21 protein-coding genes are annotated in these 20674 nt (G+C 65.9%); 10 read left to right on the top strand and 11 right to left on the bottom strand.

Annotation, left to right across the window (positions count from 1 at the left end; all coding sequences use genetic code 11):
* Positions 1-43: 43 nt before the first annotated feature.
* From ADE01S_RS20875 to ADE01S_RS20890, 4 genes are all read right to left on the bottom strand, one after another.
* On the bottom strand, positions 44-493 hold the full coding sequence (locus ADE01S_RS20875; protein WP_062683670.1) for a MarR family winged helix-turn-helix transcriptional regulator: 450 nt from the start codon (positions 491-493) through the stop codon (positions 44-46).
* Positions 494-559: 66 nt separating this feature from the next.
* Positions 560-1369, bottom strand: coding sequence for an enoyl-CoA hydratase/isomerase family protein (locus ADE01S_RS20880; protein WP_062683671.1), 810 nt, complete (start codon positions 1367-1369; stop codon positions 560-562).
* 94 nt (positions 1370-1463) lie between these two features.
* Positions 1464-3482, bottom strand: a complete 2019-nt coding sequence (locus ADE01S_RS20885; protein WP_062683672.1) for an NADPH-dependent 2,4-dienoyl-CoA reductase — start codon at positions 3480-3482, stop codon at positions 1464-1466.
* 43 nt (positions 3483-3525) lie between these two features.
* Positions 3526-4296, bottom strand: a complete 771-nt coding sequence (locus tag ADE01S_RS20890) for an enoyl-CoA hydratase/isomerase family protein (RefSeq protein ID WP_062683673.1) — start codon at positions 4294-4296, stop codon at positions 3526-3528.
* A 199-nt stretch (positions 4297-4495) separates the two neighbouring features.
* On the opposite strand from ADE01S_RS20890, the gene ADE01S_RS20895 reads away from it, so the two are divergent.
* The 6 genes from ADE01S_RS20895 to ADE01S_RS20920 all read left to right on the top strand — a co-directional run bounded on the left by ADE01S_RS20895 (position 4496) and on the right by ADE01S_RS20920 (position 10452).
* Complete coding sequence (locus ADE01S_RS20895) at positions 4496-5467, top strand: Bug family tripartite tricarboxylate transporter substrate binding protein (protein ID WP_062683674.1); 972 nt, start codon at positions 4496-4498, stop codon at positions 5465-5467.
* 198 nt (positions 5468-5665) lie between these two features.
* A complete protein-coding gene (locus tag ADE01S_RS20900; RefSeq protein WP_062683675.1) occupies positions 5666-6928 on the top strand; it encodes a CaiB/BaiF CoA transferase family protein in 1263 nt (420 codons plus the stop codon).
* The gene (locus tag ADE01S_RS20905; protein WP_062683676.1) at positions 6904-8058 is read left to right on the top strand and encodes an acyl-CoA dehydrogenase family protein; all 1155 of its coding nucleotides are present in this window, start codon (positions 6904-6906) and stop codon (positions 8056-8058) included. The genes ADE01S_RS20900 and ADE01S_RS20905 overlap by 25 nt, the downstream gene beginning before the upstream one ends.
* Before the next feature lie 22 nt (positions 8059-8080).
* On the top strand, positions 8081-8560 hold the full coding sequence (locus ADE01S_RS20910; RefSeq protein WP_082775863.1) for a MaoC family dehydratase: 480 nt from the start codon (positions 8081-8083) through the stop codon (positions 8558-8560).
* A gap of 14 nt (positions 8561-8574) precedes the next feature.
* Positions 8575-9342 (top strand): glucose 1-dehydrogenase, encoded by a 768-nt coding sequence (locus ADE01S_RS20915; protein WP_062683677.1) that lies wholly within the window; start codon positions 8575-8577, stop codon positions 9340-9342.
* Between the two features lie 60 nt (positions 9343-9402).
* Complete coding sequence (locus tag ADE01S_RS20920; RefSeq protein WP_062683678.1) at positions 9403-10452, top strand: Bug family tripartite tricarboxylate transporter substrate binding protein; 1050 nt, start codon at positions 9403-9405, stop codon at positions 10450-10452.
* Between the two features lie 69 nt (positions 10453-10521).
* Here ADE01S_RS20920 and ADE01S_RS20925 read toward each other — a convergent pair whose 3' ends face one another.
* Positions 10522-11538 (bottom strand): acrylyl-CoA reductase family protein, encoded by a 1017-nt coding sequence (locus tag ADE01S_RS20925; protein WP_062683743.1) that lies wholly within the window; start codon positions 11536-11538, stop codon positions 10522-10524.
* Here ADE01S_RS20925 and ADE01S_RS20930 point away from each other — a divergent pair.
* On the top strand, positions 11537-12454 hold the full coding sequence (locus ADE01S_RS20930) for an IclR family transcriptional regulator (protein ID WP_242663369.1): 918 nt from the start codon (positions 11537-11539) through the stop codon (positions 12452-12454). The two genes, ADE01S_RS20925 and ADE01S_RS20930, sit on opposite strands and share 2 nt — an antisense overlap.
* Here ADE01S_RS20930 and ADE01S_RS20935 read toward each other — a convergent pair.
* Positions 12431-13594 carry a CaiB/BaiF CoA transferase family protein gene (locus tag ADE01S_RS20935; protein WP_062683680.1) on the bottom strand — a complete coding sequence of 388 codons (1164 nt, stop codon included), beginning with the start codon at positions 13592-13594 and terminating at the stop codon, positions 12431-12433. The genes ADE01S_RS20930 and ADE01S_RS20935 overlap by 24 nt on opposite strands.
* Positions 13594-14055 carry a PaaI family thioesterase gene (locus tag ADE01S_RS20940; protein WP_062683681.1) on the bottom strand — a complete coding sequence of 154 codons (462 nt, stop codon included), beginning with the start codon at positions 14053-14055 and terminating at the stop codon, positions 13594-13596. The genes ADE01S_RS20935 and ADE01S_RS20940 overlap by 1 nt, the downstream gene beginning before the upstream one ends.
* A 417-nt stretch (positions 14056-14472) precedes the next feature.
* Between ADE01S_RS20940 and ADE01S_RS20945 the strand changes: the two genes are divergently transcribed.
* Together ADE01S_RS20945 and ADE01S_RS20950 are read left to right on the top strand one after the other, a co-directional pair.
* Positions 14473-15156, top strand: coding sequence for a LuxR C-terminal-related transcriptional regulator (locus tag ADE01S_RS20945; RefSeq protein ID WP_062683682.1), 684 nt, complete (start codon positions 14473-14475; stop codon positions 15154-15156).
* The gene (locus ADE01S_RS20950) at positions 15153-17015 is read left to right on the top strand and encodes a sensor histidine kinase (protein WP_062683683.1); all 1863 of its coding nucleotides are present in this window, start codon (positions 15153-15155) and stop codon (positions 17013-17015) included. The genes ADE01S_RS20945 and ADE01S_RS20950 overlap by 4 nt, the downstream gene beginning before the upstream one ends.
* 12 nt (positions 17016-17027) lie before the next feature.
* Here ADE01S_RS20950 and ADE01S_RS20955 read toward each other — a convergent pair whose 3' ends face one another.
* Entirely contained in the window at positions 17028-17417 is a 390-nt protein-coding gene (locus ADE01S_RS20955; protein ID WP_062683684.1) for a SecDF P1 head subdomain-containing protein, read from the bottom strand.
* Between the two features lie 120 nt (positions 17418-17537).
* Between ADE01S_RS20955 and ADE01S_RS20960 the strand changes: the two genes are divergently transcribed.
* Positions 17538-17984, top strand: a complete 447-nt coding sequence (locus tag ADE01S_RS20960; RefSeq protein WP_062683685.1) for a hypothetical protein — start codon at positions 17538-17540, stop codon at positions 17982-17984.
* Positions 17985-18097: 113 nt separating this feature from the next.
* Here ADE01S_RS20960 and ADE01S_RS20965 read toward each other — a convergent pair whose 3' ends face one another.
* The 3 genes from ADE01S_RS20965 to ADE01S_RS20975 are packed head-to-tail and all read right to left on the bottom strand — an operon-like array spanning position 18098 to position 20666.
* Complete coding sequence (locus tag ADE01S_RS20965; protein WP_062683686.1) at positions 18098-19117, bottom strand: Bug family tripartite tricarboxylate transporter substrate binding protein; 1020 nt, start codon at positions 19115-19117, stop codon at positions 18098-18100.
* Positions 19118-19176: 59 nt separating this feature from the next.
* Entirely contained in the window at positions 19177-19950 is a 774-nt protein-coding gene (locus ADE01S_RS20970) for an SDR family NAD(P)-dependent oxidoreductase (RefSeq protein WP_075873216.1), read from the bottom strand.
* Positions 19947-20666 (bottom strand): SDR family NAD(P)-dependent oxidoreductase, encoded by a 720-nt coding sequence (locus ADE01S_RS20975; RefSeq protein ID WP_062683687.1) that lies wholly within the window; start codon positions 20664-20666, stop codon positions 19947-19949. The genes ADE01S_RS20970 and ADE01S_RS20975 overlap by 4 nt, the downstream gene beginning before the upstream one ends.
* Positions 20667-20674: the final 8 nt, after the last annotated feature.

The following is a 20674-nucleotide window of genomic DNA, read 5'->3' on the forward strand; positions in this document are numbered from 1 at the left end:
GGGTACAAGTATTTTCATGGGTTTCCTATACGGTGGGCAGGCGTCAGAGCCGCACTTCGGAGATGTCGTGCTGCAGCCGGTTGAGGAAATGCAGGAAGGTCACGCTGTCGTCGAAGTGAAAGCTCTTCATCGCTTGCCTGTAGAACTCGTAGATGCTGGGTTGAATCTCATCCCAGAAGCGCTGGCCGGCCGGCAGCAGAATGACGACGCGCGCGCGCCGGTCGTTCTTGTCGGGTACCCGGCGCACGTGGCCCTCGCGTTCCAGGCGCTTGAGCACGCCGTCCAGGCTTTGCCGGCTGACGACGAGATAGTCGGCAAGTTCGCCGAATGTCATACCCTCAGCCGCTTGCGGCCGCGTCAGCGCGCCCAGCACGGCCCACTGCACCGTGCTGATGCCGAGTTCGTTGCTCGCCTGGCGCTGCAGCGAATTGCCCAGTTGGAACAAGCGGAAGAACAACCGATTGTGGATCTCGGCGCCTGATTTGTTTGCCACGATGTTGTCGCCCTTGCAACAGATGAATGGTAGCGAGATTAACTCATGGCCTTGCCGGAAAACCTCTCAAAAGGGCGTTTCGACGGGGAACTGGGCAGGCCGCTTCTGCAGGAAGGCATCCATGCCTTCCTTGCCTTCGGGGCTGGCCATGCCGATGAATTCCATTGCCAGCGAGGCGTCGAAGATCGGGCCGGCCTGGCGCAACCAGTTGTTGAGCGCGTGCTTGGTCCAGCGGATCGCGCCCGGCGCGCCGTCGGCCAGGCGGGATGCCAGTTCGACGGCCTTGGCCTCGACTTCCGAGTCGTCCAGCGCCAGGGAGATGAGGTTCATGCGTTCGGCTTCTTCGCCCGTGAAGCTGTCGGCGGTCAGCAGGTAGTACTTCGCCTTGGCCATGCCGCACAGCAGGGGCCAGATGATGGTGGCGTGGTCGCCGGCGGCCACGCCGATCTTCATGTGCCCGTCGGAAAAGCGGGCGTCCTTGGATGCGATCGAGATGTCGGCGAGGACCACGCAAGCGAGGCCGGCGCCGACCGCCCACCCGCGCGCCGCGCTCACGATGGGCTTGGAACAATTGATCATGCCGTAGACGATGTCGCGCGCTTCCTTCATCGTCTGCATGCGGGTGTCATAGTCGTCGGCGCCATGGCGTTCATGGTTGAGGTCGCCGCCGGCCGAGAAGGTCCGGCCTTCGCCGGTCAGCAGAATCGCCGAGACCGTCGGGTCGGCGTCCACGTCTTTCCAGATTTGCGAGACTTCGCGGTGCATGGCTGCGTCCATGGCGCCCATCTTGAGCGGCGAGGCCAACGTGATGCGCAGTACGCGAGGGTGCGGCCGGTCGAACTTGAGCCGGGTATAAGAGGCGTAACGGTCGTTCATGGTTTGCGATTCCTGTAGTGAGGTGATGAGCTGCCGCGATGAGCCTGCGGCGAAATCGTGACGGGAGTGTTCCCCGCGAAAAGCGATAGGTCGTTCAGAAGGCATGGGCCAGTTGCAGCGCTTCCGCGATGGCGCGCGCGGCATCGAGTTCGGTGGCAAACCGTGCGCCGCCTATGGTTTCGATGCGCATGCCGGACCCGGCCAGGGCCAGGCTCAGTTCGTCCTGCGCGATCTGGCCCGCACAGACGATGATGTCGTCCACTGGCAACACCTCCGTGACGCCATCGCAGGAGTATGTGAGGCCCGCGTCGTCGATGCGGTGATAGGTGGCGCCAGGAATCATCCGGACGCCGCCGCGCCGCAGGCGGGTCTTGAGGATCCAGCCGGTGCTCTTGCCAAGACGCGCGCCCGGCTTGTCGCGGCTACGCTGCAACATGTGGATGACGCGCCGCGGCGCACGTTCCGCGATGTCCTTCACGCCGCCGGGGCTTTGCAAGGACGGGTCGATGCCCCAGTGCCGCCGGAACCGCTCGGGCGATAGCGATTCCTCGGTGTCGCCCAGGAGGAACTCGGCGGTATCGAAAGCGATGCCTCCGCCACCGATGATGGCCACGCGCGCGCCAACGCTGCGGCGTCCCGACAGGACTTCGTCGTAAAGGGCGACTTTCGGGTGGTCGATGCCCTCTATGTCGGGCAGGCGCGGGGTCACGCCGGTGGCCACGACGACGGTGTCATATCCTGCCGCCCGAAGTTCCGCCGCCTTGATCCGGCGGCCCAGCGTGACGGGTACGCGCAGTTCAGAGAGCCGGGCCTGAAAGTACCGCAGCGTTTCGTTGAACTCGCTCTTTCCCGGGATGCGGCGGGCCAGGTTGAGCAAGCCGCCCAAGACCTGCCCGGCCTCGTACAGCGCGACGTCGTGGCCGCGTTCGGCCGCATAGACGGCGAACGCCATGCCGGCGGCGCCGCCGCCCGCGACCGCGATGCGGCGCGGTGTCGCCGCCCGGCCCGGCGGGTAGTCCAGTTCGCGGCCAGCGCGGGGGTTGACTAGGCACGATGCCGCGCGTTCGGTGAAGATATGGTCCAGGCACGCCTGGTTGCAGGCGACGCAGCTGTTGATCAGGTCGGGGCGGCCCTTGCGTGTCTTGACCGCGAATTCGGGGTCGGCTAGCAGCGGTCTCGCCATCGACACGAAGTCGGCGTCGCCGCTTGCCAGCAGGCGTTCGCCGACCTCAGGGGTGCTGATGCGGTTGGAGGCGATGACAGGAATGGCGACCGCGCGCTTGATGTTGCTGACGGCGAAATCCCACGCGGCCCGCGGCACGGACGCGGCGATGGTGGGGATGGCCGACTCGTGCCAGCCGACACCGGTATTGAGCATGTCGACGCCGGCTTGCTGCAGGCGCAGCGCCAGCTGCGCGGTCTCCGCGCCCGTCAGACCGTTTTCCACCAGGTCTATAGCGGAGATCCGATAAATGAGCAGGAACCGGGCGCCGACGGCAGCGCGCACGGCGGCGACAGTCTCCAAGGGCAGGCGGATGCGATTTTCGAAGCTGCCGCCGTAGGCGTCGCTGCGGGTGTTGGTGCACGGGCTGATGAACTCGTTGAGCAGATAGCCCTCGGAGCCCATGATCTCCACGCCGTCGTAGTTCGCTTCCTGCGCAAGCCTGGCGCTGCGGGCGATCGCCAGCACGGTCTGCGCGATGCCTTCGGGCGTCAGGGCGCGGGGGGTGTGGCGATTGATGGGCGCGCGCTGTTCCGTGGGGCCGACGCACAGGGGGTGCTTGGCGTAGCGTCCCGCGTGCAGGATCTGCAGCACGATCCTGCCGCCTTCCTCGTGCACGGCCCGCGTGATGGCCTGGTGGGGCGCCAACTGTTCGGGATGCTCCAGCACGGGCGCGTCTTCCTCCATGCGGCCCGCCAGGTTCGGCGCGTATCCCCCGGTGAGGATCAGGCCGACTTCGCCGCGCGCGCGTTCGCGGAAGAACTGCACCTGCCGTGCCAATGGCTGGTCCAGGGTCTCGATGCGGGTGTGCATGGCGCCCATGACCATGCGGTTGCGCAGCGTGAGGAAGCCAAAGTCGTAGGGCTCAAGCAGGTTGGGGTATGTGTGCATGGTTCACCCGGGGATAGGCTGGGGACGGATGGGAGGGCGCGGATCAACTGCCGGTGAACGCGGCGGGCCGCTTTTCCAGGAAGGCCGCGATACCCTCGGCTGCGTCGCACGATTGCGCGCACAGCGCGAACATGTCGGCTTCGATGGCCAGGCCTGGCGCCAGCGTGCCGTCGAAGCCGCGCCGCATGGCCTCGCGCGCCATGGTAATTGCCACTTTGCTGTGTCCGATCATGGGCGCCAGGAATGCGCACCCCAGGTCCGCGGGATCGCCGTCCGCCACGATGCGGTTCACCAGCCCGATTTGCAGCGCTTCCTCGGCGCCGGCGGCCCTGCCCGAGAGAATCAACTCCGCCGCGCGGGCCTCGCCGATCAGGCGCGGCAGGCGCTGGGTGCCGCCATAGCCGGGAATGAGGCCCAGCTTGACCTCGGGCAGAGCCATTCTGGCCTTGGCGGTGGCGATGCGGAAAGTACAGGCGAGCGCCAGTTCCAGTCCGCCGCCGAATGCAACGCCGTGTATGACCGCCACGCTGGGCAGGGCTGATTGCTGGATGCGGACGAAGAGGGCCTGGGCCTGGGCGACATTGCCGCGGTGCGCGGCGGGCTCGCGGGCCTGGAGTTGCGCAATGTCCGCGCCGGCGCACAGCGCCTTGTCTCCTGCCCCCGTGAACACCATGGCGCGGGAGCCGGAAGCTTCGGCCTCGTCCAGCGCCGCGCGCAGGTCGGCAAGCATCTGATCGTTCAGCGCATTGAGCGCCTGGGGGCGGTTCAACTCGATCACGGCCACTTGGTCGCGGAACGTCATCGCTACAGTCATGCTTGTCTCCGTTTCTGAATTTATATCAACATCATGATTCAAATTCGGAGCGCTTGTAAAGGAAAAATTTGCTCTCATGATGGTCACTCACATATAATTATGAACATCGTTCACAAATATGAACGAAAAGCGGAGGGGCGGATGGCGCCGGACAAAGGGTGCGTCCGGCCTGAAGCGCCCGCATACAGAGGAGACAACCATGAAGCTATTGCGCACATTGGCGGCCGCGCTCGCCAGCAGTCTGATCCTGGGTCCGGCGGCCGCCGCCCAGCCAGCCTTTCCCGCCAAGCCCGTCCGGGTCATTGTGCCGTTCGCGCCGGGCGGCGCCACCGACCAGGTCGCGCGCTTGTTGGCGGCGCAGGTGTCCGGCGAGCTGGGCGTGCCCGTGGTGGTGGAGAATCGTCCGGGCGCCAATGGCAACATCGGCGCGGAGGCCGTTGCGCAGGCGGCGCCCGACGGCTACACGCTCCTGCACAGCACGTCCGCGCTGGGCTTCACGGCCGCATTCGGCCAGAAGGTCTCGTACAGCCTGGACAAGAACCTGGCCCCTGTTTCCCTGCTGATCGATCAGCCTTTGCTGGTGATGGCGAGCAATCCGCTGGAAGTGGCGGACGTGCAGGAGCTGAAGGCATATGCCCGCAAGAATCCCGGCAAGCTGAACTACGGCTCGTCCGGCACTGGCAACCTGACGCATCTGGCCATGTTCGTGCTGCTGCAGGCTGCGGGAATAGAGGCGACGCACATTCCCTACAAGGGAGGCGCGGGAGCCTTTCCCGACTTCATCGCCGGCCGTCTCGACCTGTTTGCGGATCCCATTAACTCGGCCTATCCCTATGTCCGCGACGGACGGGTCAAGGCACTGGTGGTGACCGGCAAGGACCGTTCGCATCTGCTGCCCGACGTTCCCACCGCTTCGGAGGCGATTCTGCCCGGATTCCAGATGGGCGCCTGGCAAGCCTTGATGGCGCCTGCGGGAACGCCGCCGGAGATCATCGCCCGGTTGAATCAGGCCTATGTGAAGGCGTTGAACGACCCCAAGGTGGCTGCCCAGCTGGCAGCACAGGGAGCGGTGCCCAAGGCGACGTCGCCGCAAGAGTTCCGGGATTTCCTGCAGGCCGAAATCGCGCGCTGGAAAGGGGTGGTGCAAACCTCAGGCATCAAGCTGGACTAGCGTTCCGAGCGCGTCGGCGGCGCAGGGGAAAACACCTGATTCCTCCGTCCTCAACCCATAAGTTCGCTCAAATACATCATGATATTGATGTATTTGAGCAATAAAGAACCAAATTTAAATTGTGCGCCGACATCTCGATATATAAAATAATAAACGACATTCATAAATATGAACGAAATCAACCTTGAGGCAACGCATATGGCTGGATCTCTTTCCCACTTGCGCGTCCTGGACCTGACCCGTGTGCTGGCAGGGCCCTGGTGCACGCAAATGCTGGCCGACCTGGGAGCCGACGTCATCAAGGTGGAGCGTCCGGTGCTGGGGGACGATACCCGGCATTGGGGGCCGCCCTGGATCGAGAATGACAACGGCGAGCGCGTGGGCGATTCCGCCTACTTCACGTCAGCCAACCGCAACAAGCGGTCTGTCGCCATCGATATTGCGACACCGCGAGGACAGGAGCTGGTGCGCGAGCTCGCGAGTCAGTGCGACGTGCTGGTGGAGAACTACAAGGTCGGCGACTTGGCCCGCTATGGTCTTTCCTACGCAGATTTGGGGGCGCTGAATCCACGCCTGGTCTATTGCTCCATCACCGGCTACGGGCAGGACGGTCCATGTGCGCACCTGCCCGGCTACGACTTCATCTTCCAGGGCGAAGGCGGGCTCATGAGCATCACCGGCGAACGCGACGACAAGCCTGGCGGCGGTCCGATGAAATCAGCCATAGCGGTCGCGGACGTGCTGACCGGACTGAACGCCACCATCGGCATACTTTCAGCCATCGAGAGCCGGCACGCCACTGGGGCAGGCCAGCACATCGACGTCGCCCTGCTGGATACGGTCGTCAACTTCGGCGCCAACCAGATCGCCAGCTACTTCGCCAGCGGCGCGATTCCCCGCCGCTGGGGCAATGAACATCCCAACCTCGCGCCGTATCAGACATTTCCCACCGCCGACGGACACATCATCATCGGCTGCGGCAACGATGGCCAGTTCCGCAGATTGTGCGAGCTGATCGGCCTGCCTGAACTGTCCCGGGATCCGCGTTTCCTGGACATGCCCGGCCGAAACGTCAACCGCGCCGCCCTGGTTGGCGCGCTGGAAGGGATGTTCCGGACGCAACCGTCCCGGCATTGGCTAGATCTGCTGGTCGATTCAGAAGTTCCGAACGGCTCGATCAACAACTATGCGCAGGTGTTCGAGCATCCGCAGGTGATACATCGCGGCCTGCGCGTGGACATGCCGCACCCAGGGGGCGCGACGGTCGGCATGGTGGCCAATCCCATTCGCCTGTCGGGCACGCCGGTGGCGTACCGATACCCGCCCCCGTTGCGTGGACAACACACCGCCGAGGTGCTCGCGTCATTGCTCAACAAGTCCGACGCCGACATCAAAGCGTTGGAAGCAACACGAATCATCGAGATCAGGAAAATCCCATGCGCGACAGCCAATACGCTTTGAACGAAGACCAGCTGCAGATACAGGATCTCATCAGGCGAGTGGCGCGCGAGAAGGTCGCGCCCCGGGCCAACGAGATCGACGGCACGGCCGAGTATCCCCATGACATGTATGCGCTGCTCAAGGAATTGGGGCTGTTCACCCTTCCTTTCCCCGAACAATATGGCGGCGCTGGCAGCATGCTGTCGGCCTGCCTGGCGATCGAGGAGTTCGGGCGCGTTTGCTACAACACCGCGTACCTGCTGCTGGTGCAGTGGGTGCCGTTCGGCGCGATCCTGCACGGCGGCACCGAGGAGCAGAAGGCGCGGCTTCTACCGGGGCTGGCCAGCGGCGACCTGCGCGGCGCCTTCTCCACCACCGAGGCCCAGAGCGGCTCGGACGTCAGCGGCATCAAGACCCGCGCCGAGAAGACAGCGGGCGGCTTCGTCCTGAACGGCGCGAAGATCTGGTGCACCAATTCGGATATCGCGGATTTCATATTGGTGGCGGCAAAGTACCGCGAGCAGGACAAGGACGGCATCAGCCTGTTCATCGTCGAGAAAGGTACGCCGGGCCTGCAGGTCGGACGCAAGGAAGAAAAGATGGGCGCGCGCGGCGTGCCGTCTTGCCCGCTGTTTCTCGACAATGTATTCGTGCCTGACTCGAACATGCTGGGCGGCGGATTCAGGGCCGTGATGGAGGCCTTCAACGCCAGCCGCCCGCTGATCGGGGCGCGCGGCGTCGGCTTGGCGCAGGGCGCGTTGGACCACGCAATCGAGTTTGTCTCCAACCGCACGGCCTTCGGGCAGCAAGTCAGTGAGTTCCAGGGCGTGCGCTGGATGCTGGCCGACATGGCGATGCAGACCGAGGCGGCGCGCCAATTGGTTTATCGGGCGGCGTCGCTGGTGGACAGCGGTGCGCCCGCCGCGGCCCTGGCCCCGGTGGCGGCGATGGCGAAATGCTTCGCCAGCGACACCGCCATGAAGGTCGCGACCGATGCCGTGCAGTTGTTCGGCGCGGCGGGAATTTCGTCGGAGTATCCAATCAATCGCTATTTCAGGGATGCCAAGGTGTTGCAGATCATCGAGGGCACCAACCAGATCCAGCGCAACATCATTTCGAACAGCCTGTTGGGCCGTCCGAGCCGGAAGTGAAAACACACACAAGGAGACCGCGATGAACCGCGAAGAAATCGAAACCGTAGGCGTGGGCATGTACTTCGAAGACCTGCCTATCGGACGGAAGTTCAAGACGCTGGGCCGCACCATCCAGGATGCGGATGTCTGCGCCTTCATCAATTGCATACACATGACCGAGGTGCTGTTCACGGACATGGAATTCGTCAAGAACGAATCGGATATCAAGGGCCGCTTCGCGCCGGGATCGTTCGTGTACGGCATTTCGGAAGGACTGCTGACGCAGTCGACCATGCAGAAGACCGGCTACGCCTTTCTGAACATGGAGCTGGACATCAAGGGACCGGCATTTGTCGGCGACACCATCCACGTCGAGTGCGAAGTGATAGAGGCGCGCTTGTCCAACAGCCGCCCGGGCCGCGGCCTTGTGCGCACCTTCAACAAGGTGGTCAAGCAGGATGGCACGGTCGTGATGACCTACACCCCGCTTCGCATGATCAAGTGCCGCAACCAAGCCTAACCAGGAGAAAAATCATGAAGGGACTGCAAGACAAGGTTGTGATCGTTACGGGCGGCAGCGGCGGCATCGGCGCGGCGCTGTGTGAGCGTTTTGCCGAGGAAGGCGCGAAGGTCGCCATCTTCGACCTGAACGCGGAAGGCGCGGGGCAGGTCGCTGCGCGCATCCAGGAAAAGGGCGGGCAGGCGACCGCGTATCGCGTCGACATTACCGACTACGCCGGGATTGCCGCGGCGGTCACGCAGGTGGAGGGTGAACAGGGACCGGTCGACGTGCTGGTCAACAATGCGGGCTGGGACCATGCCGCGCGCTTCCTCGATACCGAGCCGGCGCTGTGGGACAAGATCATCAACATCAATCTGAAAGGTCCGATCAACCTGCACCATGCGGTGCTCAAGGGCATGGTCGCGCGGGGCAGGGGACGCGTGGTCAACATCGCTTCCGACGCCGGTCGCGTCGGTTCGTCCGGGGAATCGGTGTACTCGGCCTGCAAGGGCGGAATCATCGCCTTTACCAAGACCATGGCACGCGAGGTCGCCCGCAAGCAGATCAACGTGAACGTGGTTTGCCCCGGTCCGACCGATACGCCGCTGTTTCGCGATTTTGCCGGCGAAGGCGAGAGCGGCGCCAAGCTGCGCAACGCGTTGGAAAAGGCTATTCCGTTCGGCCGCCTGGGCCAGCCTGGCGACGTCGTCGGCGCGGTGTGCTTCCTGGCATCGGACGATGCCGCATTCATTACCGGCCAGGTCGTCTCTGTGTCGGGCGGGTTGACCATGGCGGGCTAGATCCCGCCAGTAGAACAGGGCGCGCCGCGCCCGTTGTCCAAAGGCAGACAGGAGACAAGCATGATTCACTGCAAGCAATCCCGCATTGCGAGCGGTTCGCGCACGGCCGATGGCGGCCATCGCGGATTCGCGAGGCTGGCCCGCGTCGCGGGCGCGGCCGCCCTGGCGGTCGTAGCCGGCGTAACATCGCCGGCCGCCATGGCCCAGGAAATCTATCCATCCAAACCCGTCAAGATCGTCCTGGGATTCTCCGCCGGCGGCGGGACCGACGCGATCGCGCGCGCGCTGGCAAAGCACATGGCTGGCACGCTGGGCGCGAACGTGCTGATCGATAACAAGCCCGGCGCCAATGGAAACATCGCCGCCGAGGAAGTCAGCCGGGCGCCCGGCGATGGCTACACCCTGCTGTACAACACGTCGTCCATTGCGTCGAGTCCCGCGCTGTACAGCAAGCGCCTGTCCTACGACGTGACCAAGGATTTGACGCCGGTCGCGCTGACGGCAAGCTTGCCGATCGTGCTTGTGGTGCCGGCCAAGTCGCCCTTCAAGACCGTGGAAGAACTGGTGGCCTATGCCAAGGCGAATCCCGGCAAGCTCAACTACGCGTCGGCGGGAAACGGCAACGTGACGCACCTGGCTTCGCTGTCGTTCGAGGATGCCGTCGGCATCAAGGGCATGCACATTCCCTATAAGGGCGAGGCGCCCGCGCTCGTCGATCTGATGGCCGGGATGGTCGACTATTACTTCGCGACTTCGGCGGGGGCGATCCCGGCTGTCAAGTCGGGACGCCTGAGGGCCCTGGCGGTTGCCACGAAAAAGCCGCTGGATACCCTGCCCGGCGTGCCCACGCTGGATGCGACAGTGGCCAAGGGGCTGGAGATGTCGGCGTGGTCGGGGATGATGGCGCCCGCGGGAACGTCGCCGGCCATCGTCGCCAAGCTCAATGGCGCGGTCGAAAAGGCGTTGGGCGACAAGGAAGTGCAGGCGTACTTCGCCAACCAGAGCGCCCAGGCGTCGTCGTCCACGCCCGAGGAATATGGCGCGTTCCTCGGCAGGGAGATAGACGCATTGGCCAAGGTCATCAAGAAGGCGGGCGTGACGCTCGATTGAATCCGGGCCGGACGTAGCGAGAGCGGGCGGCAATGCATGGAGCATTGCCGCCTTTTTTTCCTCCGGATTTCAGGCCGGCATTTCCACGATGGTCCTGCCCCAGGACTGGCCGTCAAGCATGCGTTGCAGCTGCCCGGCCAGCCCGTCGAGCGATATGGTCTTGACCTGCTCCAGCGTGTGCTGCGGCTTGAGGTCGCCGGCAAGCCGTCCCCACAGCTCGGCCTCCAGATCCAGGTAATAGGTAAGGTTCACGCCGATGAGACGCACGCCGCGCAGGATGAACGGCAGCACGTTGGTGGACAGGTCGTTGCCCGCCACGTTGCCGAAGCTGGCCACGCATCCCCGTGGCATCGTGGATCGCAGCATCAGGTCGAGATGCCGGCCGCCGAGTGTATCCAGTCCGGCAGCCCACCGGGCCGGCTCCAGCGGTTTGCCCTGGTCGGTCAGGTCCGCGACGCCCAGGACGGCGTGGGCTCCCAGGGCTTGCAGATAAGCCGCCTGGCCGGGTTTGGAACTGACCGCGGAGACCCGGTATTGCAGGCGCGACAACATTTCGATGGCCATGCTGGAGACCGCGCCCGTCGCCCCGTTGGCGAGGACCTCCCCATGGCCGGGGCGGCAGCCGGCCTCCTGCAGCAGGTGAACGGCGAGCGCGGCTGTATAGCCGGCGATTCCGAGCGTGGCGGCGTCCCGCAATGCGAGTCCACCGGGCAGCTTGATGACCCAGTCGGCGGGCACGCGCAGATACTCCGAGAATCCGCCGTCGTGGTCCACGCCGAATCCGCGCCCCAGCACGGCGACTTCGTCGCCTTCCCGGAATCGGTTGTCGCTGGACGCCACGACCCATCCGGAGGCGTCGCTGCCCGCGACGCGGGGAAACTTCCGGATGACTTTGCCATGTTCGGTCGTGGCCAGCGCATCCTTGTAGTTGATCCCGGCATACGCCGTGCGTACGACCACATCGCCTGGCGAAAGCGCGTCCAGGGTCAGGCGTGTAACGCCCGAGGTCATGGGGCCGTCGCGCCGGATCTGGAAGGCCCTGAATGCGCGGTTGCCGGGGGTGCCGCCCTTGGGTGCCAATTGCATGACGTTCTCCTTGCTGTTGTTGTATTTCATCGTTGCGTGGGTTCAAGCCCCAGAGGGTTTGCAGGTATCATTCGAGAATATGAACGCAGTGCAGATGCGCTGCTACAGGCGAATCTCCCCATTCATGAAAACCCGATCCGAAACGAATTCCGCCACTTCCGAGCCTCGCTCCTTGCTGCGGATCCTCGGCATCTTTGAAGTGCTGGCGCGAGGCGCCGGCGGCGCCACGCTCGCCGAGCTGAGCAGCGAACTCGAAGCTCCCAAGAGCAGCCTGTTGCTGTTGCTCAGGCCGCTGGTGGCGCACAAGTATCTGACGCATGCTTCGGGGCGCTATGAACTGGGGCCGTCCATCTTCCAGCTGTCGGCCGAGGTCCTGGCCAGCGCGGGCGTCACCAAGATCCTGCGGCCTTATGTCGAGGAACTGGCGGCGCGTTGCGAGGAAAGCGTTTTCCTGGCATTGATCGACAAGGAAGCAAAGACGGTTACCTATATCGATGGCATCGACAGCAAGCAACCGGTCCGGTACTCGGTGCCGATCGGCACGAAGCGGCCGCTGCACGTGTCGGCTGCGGGCAAGCTGTTGTTCGCGTTTCAGGACCTGGCTTGGCAAAAAAAGTACCTCAAGACCGCAAAACTCAAGCCCCTTACCGGCAAGCCCCTGCCGGACAAGGAGTCTTTCGAGGCGCAGTTGCAGGAAATACGCGCTTCCGGCATCGCCGTGAGCATGGGCGAGGCGGTGGCTGGAGCGTCCGGCATCGCCGCGCCGATTGTCAAGGCCGACGGCACGGCCAGCTACGCGCTGATGATCGCGGCACCTAGCGACCGTTTCGTGCAGTCCTTGCCTGCCTTGCGTGAGCTGTTGCAGGAAGTGGCCGCCGACGCTTCCGCAACCTTACGGCACATGCCCGGAAACTGACGGGTCCGATAGCCGCAGGCACCATTGCGCATGTTCGGCGGGCGATAACCATTGTGCCAGCGAGGATTCCATCGTGCCGGCGCTGGCAGCCTCGGGCGGCGTCGGCTTTTCCGGCGCCGTGCGCGAGAAGCGAGGGGCGGGCGCCGGCTGCATGACGCCATCCACCTCGATCAGAACTTCCCGTTCCCGCATGTGCGGATGCTCCGCGGCCTGATCCAGGGATAGCACCGGCGCCACGCATACATCCGTCGTGCCCAGCAATTCGCACCATTGCGCCTGAGTTTTCTTCCTGAAGGATTCAGCCAGGATGGTCCTGGCCCGTGGCCAGCCGTCTCGATCGGCCTGGCGGCCCAGGGACGCACGGTCCAGGCCCATGAGGTCAAGCAGCTTGTCGTGGAACTTCCGTTCCAGCGGCGCGACCGAAATCCACTTTCCATCCGCGCATTCGTACACGTCGTAAAAATAGGCGCCCGAATCCAGCAGGTTGTGGCCCCGCCTGTCATCCCAGAGGCCGGCCGCATGCAGGCCGAACAGGGATGTCGCGAGCGAGGCGGTGCCGTCCACGATGGCGGCATCGACGACCTGGCCGTCTCCCGACCGGGCGGCTTCAATGATGGCCGCCAGCACGCCCAACGCCAGGTACAGCGCGCCGCCGCCGAAATCTCCGACCAGATTCAGCGGCGGCGTTGGCGGCTGGCCTTCGCGGCCCATGGCATGCAGCGCGCCGGTGAGGCCGATGTAATTGAGATCGTGGCCCGCGACCTGGGCCAGTGGCCCGGTCTGGCCCCAGCCGGTCATCCGGCCATAGACCAGGCGCGGATTGCGCTCCAGGCAGGGCTCCGGACCGAGTCCCAGGCGTTCCATCACGCCGGGGCGGAAGCCTTCGATCAAGGCGTCGGCGCCCTCGACGAGGCGCAGGACCAGATCCCGCGCTGTCGCGTTCTTGAGGTCCAGGGCGATGGCCTTCCGGTTGCGCAGCAGCAGGTTGAACTTCAGCGGGCGTTCTATGCCCAGCGAGGGAGGTTCCGGCCGGTCTATGCGCAGCACGGTGGCGCCCAGGTCCGCCAGCAGCATGGCGGCCATCGGGCAAGGGCCTATGCCCGCGAATTCGATGATCTTGATGCCCTGGAGCGGACCCATCACGCTTCTCCCTGGTTGGCGGGAGCCGCCCCGGCGGCGGGCACCGGGTTGGCAGGCGCCGGGACGAGGTAGAGCGCGCGGCCGCTGGCGATGAGATTGCCCTCCATATCCAGCACGCGCGCATGCGCGGTTGCGAAACGCTTGCCCAGGTGTATGACCTGGCCCTCGGCGCGCAAGTCGCCCGGCTTGGCCATGCGGTGGAAGTCCACGTGCATGTCTATCGTGGGGACGGGGACGCCGACCTTGAGAGCGACCGCGTAGTCGCCGGCAGCATCAATCAGCGTGGCCAGAATGCCACCATGCGTCGAACGGACGTCCGGATTCGAGATGAGTTCCTCGCGCCATCGGATGCCGAGCACGATGCCGTCGTCATCGGCCTGAAGCACTGACATGCCCAGCCAGCGGTTCAATGGACTGCGGTTGACGAAGCGGCTTGCCTCTGTGAATGCGGTGGAACTCATAAGGCCTCATGTGGCTGGGGTTGCCCGGCGACCTTCGGCCGCTTTCGTTAGTGCTGTTCATAATAATGAACGACATTCATAAATATACTAACCGGGAATTCGAGATGTCAAGGCTGCTGCCGCCGAGCTGTCTGTGCCGCCGTCACCTTCAGCCTGCGTTGCCGGGCGGATGAACGGGAGCTCGCCGCATCCGTGAATCGTGCAGCAGCGGGCGGGCAGCTGCGAACTTGAACCGGGTCCAGCCCGCGGCACGGGCAAAGCATGAGAACCGTCCCGATCAGGCGTGGTTTTCGGTGTTCGGTGGGGGATTTCAGCCGGATTCCTTCAATTCCTGTGAAAATACCAACTTCCAGGGATATCCGGCTTTCTCGGACTGATTCACAGTTCAGCCTGGGCAATGCCGCTCGCTCTTTTCCTATGACCGTCAACATGCTTGCTTCCGAGTCGACCCTGCCTGCACCGGTGCTGCTGGTGGAGGACGAACCCCTGATCTGCCGCCGGCTGGAAGGCTTGCTGCTCCAGCTGGGATATGCGCCCGAGGCCCTGGTGTTCGCCGCCACGCTGGCGCAGGCGCGCGCCTGTCTGGCCACCGAGCCGATCGCGCTGGCGCTGGTCGACCTGGGCCTGCCCGACGGCAACGGCACGGACCTGATCGCCGAAATGCACGCCGCCGATCCGGGCCTGGCGATCCTGGTCATTTCCGCCTGGAGCACCGAGGACGCGATCCTCGCCGCGCTGCGGGCGGGCGCGACCGGATACGTGCTCAAGGAGCGCGACGACCTGGAGGTTTCGCTGTCCATCCGCAGCGTGCTGCGGGGCGGGGCGCCCATCGACCCCTTCGTCGCCCGGCGCATCATCGAAGAACTGCGCCCCAGGCCGGCGGGGCCGGCCGAAGGCGCCACCGGCGAAACCCTCAGCCCGCGCGAAAGCCAGATCCTGCGCCTGGTGTCCGAAGGGCTGGGCAACCGCGAGATCGCCGAGGAACTCCACCTGTCGCGCTACACCGTCGAATGCCACGTCAAGCACATCTATCGCAAGCTCGCCGTTTCTTCGCGCACCCGCGCGATACACGCCGCGCGCACGCGGGGCCTGCTCGATTGAGGTGGCTGGCGGTTCTGTGGCTGGCCTTCTGGCTGGCGCCCGCATGGGCGCAGCAGGCCGAGCCCGTCTGCACGGCGCGGGTGCTCTCCCTGCACGTGGCCAAGGGCGATGCCGACGGCGCGCGGCCCCAGGCGGGGCCGTGGCAGGCGGTTACGCTGCCCGACGACTGGAGCGCCCGCTGGCCGGGCTACGGCGGCACGGCCTGGTACCGGATCGATTGGCGCAAGGACTGCCCCGAGGGGCGGGCCGGGCAAGTGGCGCTGGTGCTCGAATCGGTGGTCATGGCGGGCGAGGTATACGTCAACGATGAGCGGATCTGGCGCGACCGGCATCTGACCGAGCCGTTGTCGCGCAGCTGGAACATGCCGCGCTACTGGCTCATCCCCGACTCGCTGGTGCGAGATGGCGTGAACACGCTGTGGGTGAGAGTGGTCGGCGTGGCGGGGCAATCGCCCGGGCTGGGCCCGGTCTACCTCGGCGATCCGCTGTCGAGCCTGCAGCGATACGAGAACCTGTGGTGGAGCCACCGCACCCTGTTCACGCTCAACCTGATCGTGTCGGCCGTCCTGGGCGGGCTGTGTTTCTGCATCTGGCTGATGCGCCGCGAGCAGCGCACCTACGGCTGGTATGCGCTCATGGCCCTGTTCTGGGTGCTGTTCATCGCCAACGTGCTGGTCGTCACCCCCTGGCCCTTCGCCGACAGCGCGACTTCGGCCCGGGCCAACATCATGGCGCTGGTGCTGTACGTGGCTTGCTTCTGCATTTTCACGTGGCGCTTCGGCGAACAGTGCCTGCCGCGTACGGAAAAGGCGCTGTGGGTGCTGACGGCGGCGCTGCTGGCGCTGATCGCCTTCGTGCCGCGGCCGTACCAGGCCGACGCGCAGCTGGCGGCGGTGCTGGTCGTGTCCGCCATTTTTTTCGCGAACTGCCTGCAGTTTCCCTTCCACGCCTGGCGCACGCGCCGGCCGGAGCACGGCATGCTGGCGGCCTGCCTGCTGGTGTTCTTCGCCGCCAGCGCCCATGACCTGCTGCGCATATTGAAGCTCATCGACAGCGACTCCTCCTACACCCCGTTCACCAGCGTGGTGGTCACGCTGTGCATGTCCGCGGTGCTGGGCCTGCGCCACGCCCACAGCGTGCGGCGCATCGAGAGCTTCAATCAGGAGCTGGCCGACGGCATCGAACAGGCGCGCACCGAACTGGCCACGACCCTGGAGCGGGAGCACACGCTGGCGCTCGCCAACGCCCGACTGCAAGACAGGCTGCAAATCGCCCATGACCTGCACGACGGACTGGGCGGTTCGCTGGTGCGCATGATGGCCATGGTGGAGCAGGACAACGTGCCGGTGCAGCGCCCGCAGTTCCTTTCCATGCTCAAGCTCTTGCGCGACGACCTGCGCCAGACCATCGACAGCGGCTCCAGCGCCGGCATCAAGGTGCCGGCCTCGCCGCGCGAATGGATCGCGCCCCTGCGGCACCGGTTCATGCAGCTGTTCGACGAACTGGACATCCACGCCGCCTGGCGCTTTCCCGAGCAATGGCGCACGCCGCCCAGCGCCCTGCAATGCCTGGCGCTGACCCGCCTGGTCGAAGAATCGCTGGTGAACGTGCTCAAGCACAGCCGCGCGCGACGCGTGGAGCTGGAGCTGCGCCAGCCCGAGCCGGGCCTGCTGGAGCTGAGCATCGAGGACAACGGCGTGGGCTTCGACGTGGCGGCGGTGCTGCGGGCGGGCGTCAGCGTGGGCATGCGCAGCATGCACACCCGCATCGCCCGGGTGGGCGGCAAGCTGGACGTGGCGTCGCGGCCGGGGCAGACCGTGCTGGCCGCCCGGCTGGAGCTTCGTCCGCCCCAGGGCTGAGGCGGGGCGCGCCTATTTCGCCGTGTTCTCGTCGTCCACGGTCAGCCCGCCGGACTTCATGATGCGCTGGGCGATCTCTTCGGCGGACTTGCCTTCGAAACCGTGCACCCCCGCGGTAATGCGGAAGCTGTCGCCTTCCAGGGGGCCCATGACCGTGGCCGAAGACAGCAGCACGCCTTCCGAGCGCAGCTGGATGCGCTTGCCGACGCGTTCGCGGGTGAAGTCGGCAAGCGCCTTGCGGCTCTCGGGCTTCAGTTCGATCTCCACCACCCTGGCCGAGGTCGTCGGATCGGCGCTGGCCGTTGCGCGCTCCGCATGCAGGACGACCGTTTCGGCCTGCGCTGCGCAGGGCAGGAGCGCCGCCAGGGCGGCGGCGCGGAGGAAATGACGGATAGCGGGCATGGAAGACTCCTTCTTGCGCGTCGGCGATTCCCCAATCCTAGCCGATGCGGCGCCCGCCGCGCCGCGGACGTTCTACTATTGCGCACCGGCTCGCGTTCGAGTCTGGCCAAGGAGATCTACATGGCGGTGCGCGGGACCTGGCTACTTACTTGCCTGCTGCTGGCGGGCGTTGCTCACGCGGGATCGGCGCCCGCCGAGCTGGACTGCATTTCCGACAGCGGCAAGGTCGCCCTGAAAGGCGTGATCCCCTCGTCCTCGTCGGACGAGTTGAAGGTCACGCTGACCTACGCGGACGGCAGCCTGAGCTTCGATTCGGACACGAGCCCCGGTGTCGCGGTGACGGACTTCCCGCAGTCGGTATTCACCCTGGTCGTGCCCGCCGAGCGCGCGCATTTGACGCTCTATGCCTTGCCGGCCAGCGTGGACGTGAAGAAACGCGAAAACGGCGACCTCGCCGGCCGGTTCCAGGCCAAGCTGACGGCGCCTCGGCCGGACTCCGTGTCCGGCATCCAGAGCCGGGCGCCGCTGAAGGCCACCCTGAACTGCGAGTACCGGTATTCGCTATAGGCCAGCCGGTCCTTTACCAAGGTCGCCCGCCGCCAGAGCGGCGGCACCGACTTCAGCGGCAACCAGCTGACGTTCATCGCCCGCCCCGCGTCAGTGGGGCGGGCCGCCCGGGATCAGTCGATGCGGGCGCCGGAGATCTTGACGGCTTCGGCCCATTTCGCGATCTCTTTCTGCACGAAGGCCTGGAACTCCGCGGGCGTGGAGGGCGTGAACTCGCTGCCTGCGGCGATCATTTTTTCCTTCGCCTTCGGGTCGGACATCACCTCCCGCATGTCCGCGGAGATCTTCTCCACCAACGCCTTGGGCGTTCCCTTGGGGGCGAAGAAGCCCGACCAGGGCGGCGCGGCGTACCCGGCGAACCCCTGTTCGGCAACCGTGGGATAGTCGGGCGCGCTGGCGAAGCGGTCGGCGGTGGTCAGCGCAACGATCTTCAGCTTGCCGCTCTTCGCGTAGGCCTGCACGGCGGGCAAGCCGGTAATGCCCACCTGGATCTGGCCGCCCAGCAGGTCGGTCACCATGGGCGAGCTGCCGCGGTAGGGAATGTGGGAGATCTCGAACTTGCCTTGGTTCTTGATCAGTTCCATGCCCAGGTGCGAGGCAGTGCCATTGCCGTCCGAGCCATACGAATAGTGCGCGTCGGGCTTTTTCAGCAGGGCGATGAGTTCTTGCAGATTGTTGGCCGGCACGTCATTGTTGACGATGATGGCGTTGGGGTAGAGCGTGGCTTGCGTGACGGCCTCGAAGTCCTTGACCGGGTCGTAGCGCATGTTCTTGTAGAGCGAGGTATTGATGCCGTGCGAGCCGGTGACGCCCAGCACCAGCGTGTAGCCGTCCGGCGCGGCGCGCGCCACGTACTCGGAACCGACGTTGCCGCCCGCGCCCGGCTTGTTTTCGACGACGACCGCCTGGCCCCACTTCTTGGACAGGCCTTCCGCCACGAGACGGGCGGTGATGTCGGTGGCGCCGCCGGCCGGGAACGGAACCACGATGGTCACCGGGCGGGTGGGGAATGTGTCGGCGCTCTGCGCGAAAGCGGGAGCGGCGGCGATGCCGGCGGCGCAGGCCAGCAGCGCCAGCACCTTGCGGCGCAGCGGCGCCCCGGCGCCGGCGGCGTGGGTGAACGAGTCAGTCATATCTAAACCCCCTGGTAATGTGTGTGATGTAAGCACTGCGTGAGGAAACGGCGGCTCCGCTAGATCGCGGTGTATCCCCCGTCGGCACGAATGTCCGTGCCCGTGATGAACGAGGCTGCCTCGCTGATCAGGAAAACTGCGGTCTGGGCGACTTCTTCGGCGGTGCCCAGGCGGCCGGCGGGATACTTGACGGCGAGCGCGTCGCTTGCGGCCTGCGCGCTGCCGTAGCGGGCGGCCAGGCGGCTGGTCGCCACGGCGCCGGGCGACAGGCTCAGGGCGCGGATGCCGTCGGCCGCATGGTCCACGGCGATGGCGCGGGCCAGCGCGATGAGCCCCGCCTTGCTCGCGCCATAGGCGCCGCGGCCGGGCGCGGCCACGCTGCCGAGCTGGGACGCGATGTTCAGCACCACGCCCGCGCCGGCGCGCGCCATGTGGGGAATGGCCCATTTGCTCATCAGCCACGCGCCGGTCAGGTTCACGTCCAGCGCCTGGCGCCATTGTTCGGGCGCCAGATCCGCGACTTTGCAGCCCGGCGTGACGGCCGCGGCGTTGTTCACCAGCGCGTAGATGCCGCCCCAGTGCGCGGCGATCTGCTCCACGGCCGTGCGGGTGGCGGCTTCGTCGGCGACGTCGCATGCGAGCGCCAGCGCGCGCGAGTCCGCGTCGGGCAGTGACTGCCGGCTGCGCTGCAGCATATCGGCGTCGCGATCCAGCAGGGCCACTTGCGCGCCCGCGAGCAGGCAGGAAGCGGCGATCGCCTGGCCGAGGTCGCCGGCCGCGCCGGTGACGATCACCGTCTTGCCGTGCAGGGTGGGAAGGGGCGTGGCGGTCATAAGGCCATGGCTCCGAGCGAGGCGCCGCCGCAGACGTAGAGTGTCTGCCCGGTGATGGCGCCGGCTTCCGCGCCCAGGAAAAAAGCGATCGTCGCGGCGACTTCATCGGCGGCGATCAGGCGGCCAAGCGGCAGCGCGATCCCGGGCGGCGCGCCGCGCTTCGGATCCGTCAGCATGGGCGTGTCGACCGCGCCCGGCGCGACGACGTTGACCGTGATGCCGCGGCCGATCAGCTCGGCTGCCAGGCTGCGCGCCAGGCCGATCTGCGCGGATTTGGTCGAGGCATAGGCCAGGCGTTGCGAGCGGCCCAGCACGGCGCGGCTGGAAACCAGCACGATCCGGCCGCGCCCGTCGGGCAGCTGCGGAACCAGCGCCCCGGCCAGCGCGATCGGCGCGGCGCCATGCAGGCGCCAGAGCAGATCCGCGTCTTCCATACGCGTATCCCGCGCGCCGCCGGTGCGCACCAGGCCGGCGCAATGCACCAGCGCGGTCGGCGCGCAGCCGGACAGGCCGGCGCACAGGCTTTGCAGGGCGGCGGCATCGGACAGGTCGCACCGCAGGTGCGCGTAGCGATCTTCGGACTCGATGGCGGCGGGCGCGATGTCTATGCCCGTCACCCGCCAGCCGTCCGCCAGCAGCCGCCTGGCCAATGCCAGGCCGATTCCGGACGCCGCGCCCGTCAGGACGCAATGCGCCGCAGCATTACGCTCGGTCATGGCGTCGG

The organism is Achromobacter denitrificans NBRC 15125 (genome assembly GCF_001571365.1).
GTDB lineage: Bacteria > Pseudomonadota > Gammaproteobacteria > Burkholderiales > Burkholderiaceae_B > Achromobacter > Achromobacter denitrificans.

Excerpts from the sequence above, each read along its gene's own strand:
- ADE01S_RS20910 (WP_082775863.1), top strand. The coding sequence starts at position 8,081 with ATGAACCGCGAAGAAATCGAAACCGTAGGCGTGGGCATGTACTTCGAA.
- ADE01S_RS20955 (WP_062683684.1), bottom strand. The coding sequence starts at position 17,417 with ATGCCCGCTATCCGTCATTTCCTCCGCGCCGCCGCCCTGGCGGCGCTC.
- ADE01S_RS20930 (WP_242663369.1), top strand. The coding sequence starts at position 11,537 with ATGACGTTCTCCTTGCTGTTGTTGTATTTCATCGTTGCGTGGGTTCAA.
- ADE01S_RS20940 (WP_062683681.1), bottom strand. The coding sequence starts at position 14,055 with ATGAGTTCCACCGCATTCACAGAGGCAAGCCGCTTCGTCAACCGCAGT.
- ADE01S_RS20975 (WP_062683687.1), bottom strand. The coding sequence starts at position 20,666 with ATGACCGAGCGTAATGCTGCGGCGCATTGCGTCCTGACGGGCGCGGCG.
- ADE01S_RS20890 (WP_062683673.1), bottom strand. The coding sequence starts at position 4,296 with ATGACTGTAGCGATGACGTTCCGCGACCAAGTGGCCGTGATCGAGTTG.
- ADE01S_RS20900 (WP_062683675.1), top strand. The coding sequence starts at position 5,666 with ATGGCTGGATCTCTTTCCCACTTGCGCGTCCTGGACCTGACCCGTGTG.
- ADE01S_RS20920 (WP_062683678.1), top strand. The coding sequence starts at position 9,403 with ATGATTCACTGCAAGCAATCCCGCATTGCGAGCGGTTCGCGCACGGCC.
- ADE01S_RS20915 (WP_062683677.1), top strand. The coding sequence starts at position 8,575 with ATGAAGGGACTGCAAGACAAGGTTGTGATCGTTACGGGCGGCAGCGGC.
- ADE01S_RS20880 (WP_062683671.1), bottom strand. The coding sequence starts at position 1,369 with ATGAACGACCGTTACGCCTCTTATACCCGGCTCAAGTTCGACCGGCCG.
- ADE01S_RS20885 (WP_062683672.1), bottom strand. The coding sequence starts at position 3,482 with ATGCACACATACCCCAACCTGCTTGAGCCCTACGACTTTGGCTTCCTC.
- ADE01S_RS20945 (WP_062683682.1), top strand. The coding sequence starts at position 14,473 with ATGACCGTCAACATGCTTGCTTCCGAGTCGACCCTGCCTGCACCGGTG.
- ADE01S_RS20935 (WP_062683680.1), bottom strand. The coding sequence starts at position 13,594 with ATGGGTCCGCTCCAGGGCATCAAGATCATCGAATTCGCGGGCATAGGC.
- ADE01S_RS20965 (WP_062683686.1), bottom strand. The coding sequence starts at position 19,117 with ATGACTGACTCGTTCACCCACGCCGCCGGCGCCGGGGCGCCGCTGCGC.
- ADE01S_RS20960 (WP_062683685.1), top strand. The coding sequence starts at position 17,538 with ATGGCGGTGCGCGGGACCTGGCTACTTACTTGCCTGCTGCTGGCGGGC.
- ADE01S_RS20925 (WP_062683743.1), bottom strand. The coding sequence starts at position 11,538 with ATGCAATTGGCACCCAAGGGCGGCACCCCCGGCAACCGCGCATTCAGG.
- ADE01S_RS20970 (WP_075873216.1), bottom strand. The coding sequence starts at position 19,950 with ATGACCGCCACGCCCCTTCCCACCCTGCACGGCAAGACGGTGATCGTC.
- ADE01S_RS20895 (WP_062683674.1), top strand. The coding sequence starts at position 4,496 with ATGAAGCTATTGCGCACATTGGCGGCCGCGCTCGCCAGCAGTCTGATC.
- ADE01S_RS20905 (WP_062683676.1), top strand. The coding sequence starts at position 6,904 with ATGCGCGACAGCCAATACGCTTTGAACGAAGACCAGCTGCAGATACAG.